The 2167-nt window shown below is 44.1% G+C and carries 2 protein-coding genes; one reads left to right on the top strand and one right to left on the bottom strand.

The window, feature by feature from the left end:
* Window positions 1-376 (top strand): glycosyltransferase family 4 protein (locus tag IGQ44_05695; protein ID HIK37465.1); only part of this gene is annotated, 376 nt, incomplete at its 5' end.
* A 375-nt stretch (window positions 377-751) separates the two neighbouring features.
* On the opposite strand, the gene IGQ44_05690 is transcribed toward IGQ44_05695, so the two are convergent.
* Window positions 752-1234 carry a crossover junction endodeoxyribonuclease RuvC gene (locus tag IGQ44_05690; protein HIK37464.1) on the bottom strand — a complete coding sequence of 161 codons (483 nt, stop codon included), beginning with the start codon at window positions 1232-1234 and terminating at the stop codon, window positions 752-754.
* Between the last annotated feature and the right edge of the window lie 933 nt (window positions 1235-2167).

Raw genomic sequence — 2167 nt, 5'->3', positions numbered from 1 at the left:
TAGATGGTTGGTGACAATAAAACCCCAGGCTTTTGACGAAATGGCAAGGGTGATTTCCCTCAGCCATATTATAGTCTTCACTCCCCATGATCTTATCACTAACCAGGCGAAATGCCCCTTGGAAGTCATTGAGGCAATGGCGATGGCAAAACCGGTATTGGCATCTGCGGTGGGGGAGACGCCAGCAATCCTGAGGGAAACTGGTTTTTTAGTATCTCCCCAATCCCCAGAAGCCATTGCCAACGCCGTCAACGAGATTTTTGCTAATTACGACTTGGCATTACAAAGAGGAGAATTAGCCCGCCAACGCTGTCTACAACATTATAGCATTATAAATCTTACCAACACTTTGGAAACGGTTTTAAAACTGATATAATACAAATGGAGGTTTAACTTAGTGGCAATCAAGGGATTGTGGCAATCAAAGTGGCAATTTAACTTAACGAAGAAAAGATGAAGGCAATGCTAGTGTGTTTCTATTGTCTATTCCACTTTAACAGATAAAGGCTATAGCTATTGTTCGGCCTAATTGTTTAAGTCTCATTAGATGGTGGGAATGGGGGAAAGACAAAGGCGACGGTTGACGTCTTGTTTCAGATGTGCTAGGGTATAGCTATTGTATAAGCCGACTTGATTTAAGAAGGCTAAACCTTGGGGTTTGACGGGAAAAGTCCAGTCTTTACTTTGCTTTAACGGTCTAACGGCGAGAAGTAGTCAACCGGCGGGGGGGTTTATCCCCTGGGGGATATTCTTACCGGATATTGTTTCTGACACCACAAATACCCGCGTAGGCAATACCAATGGCGTCTAGACTGTCATCGATGGGGAGGTGGGGGAGAGAGAAAATCTGTTGTAGAATCATAGCTACTTGTTTTTTGTTTGCATGTCCATTGCCTAAATTAGCTTTCCAACTGGCCTGGTGGAGGAAAATGGGGATTAGCCTTGCCTCCCGGTAACACACTAGATGAATTACCCCCAAAGCCTGTAAGACGCCGCCGGCAGCTTTCACCTGGCTGTGGAAAAAAGGCATCTCCACCACCACATGACTGGGCTTGAATTCCCTAACAATGGCCGTTATGTCTTCCTCAATTTCCTTCAGACGCGCCCCAGTGGGTAGACATTCCTTCGTCTCGATGATACCATAGTCTACTAGTAGAGGTGTGTCTCCTTCTCTTTCTTTCAGAATGGCCCAACCGGTAATGGCCAGTCCCGGATCTATTCCCAACCAGATCATTTACAATGGCAACAGGCGTCTATTCTGAGTATTATCTGTCTTAGGTGGGTGGGTGACTTGTGGGGGATACACGAAATACACGGCGGCTAGTTTGAGGGGTATAAAAGCCGGTTTTGAGAAAGACAGACTGAACAACTCGGGGGTGGGGTGTATATAACCTGTTATGGGTGTGGTTTTTAATATAATTCAAGGGGAGGTAAATAGCTTCCAGGAGGGATACATACTAGGTATCCATCAGAGTAAGTCAACAACCACCAGATAAAAAGACACAGGCAAAAACCCACTCCCTCATGCCCCTCATCCTCATTGGGTCTATAATTCATCATTCCCTTTCGACATGATAACATGACTGGGAACGGGTATAACGATGTGTTATGGGGGATGGAGATGGGGAGTAGGAATAGTCTCTGTTTTTACCCTTACTTCCCTAGTTACCCTTATTATATTCTATTTTTGGACTCCCATTATTCTTTCCGGGTGGGGACTAAAAAAACAGTAGACTTGCCCCTCCTCGGCTACATGGCCTTTTGTATTCTCTCTTTTCTACTTCTCTTCTTCAAAATATGGCAACCCGCCACTTTTTGATATTCCAGTTGCTCTTCGCCTTTAGAAGTCTTTTATTAGCAGGCGCCTTTTATTCTAATAATCCTCTATGGTGTAATAACATTTTCTTTACATTTCTTAACAAATCTCCCTCTTTCACCCCCTTGTCTTAGCCTTAGACAGGTGGTGCTGGTTTTATGTCTTACTAGGCTTTTTGCCTACCATAAACTCTTTTAAATACAACTATCGGCCTCTGAAAACAAGGCCACAGTATCCCCCCTCTCCCTTACCTTGTTTCTTCTCCCCCTTAATAAGAATCAAATTCAATTGCTACCCCCTTCCTCCCCCCTATTACCCCAAACTCCCTTCTTTAATTATTGCTAAATTTTT

Origin of the sequence: Geminocystis sp. M7585_C2015_104 (assembly GCA_015295805.1) — a bacterium.
Taxonomy (GTDB): domain Bacteria; phylum Cyanobacteriota; class Cyanobacteriia; order Cyanobacteriales; family Cyanobacteriaceae; genus DVEF01.
This window is presented reverse-complemented; position numbering and strand designations above follow the sequence as displayed.

Bases quoted from the DNA above. Each gene is read 5' to 3' on its own strand.
- IGQ44_05690 (HIK37464.1), bottom strand. From the start codon at position 1,234: ATGATCTGGTTGGGAATAGATCCGGGACTGGCCATTACCGGTTGGGCC.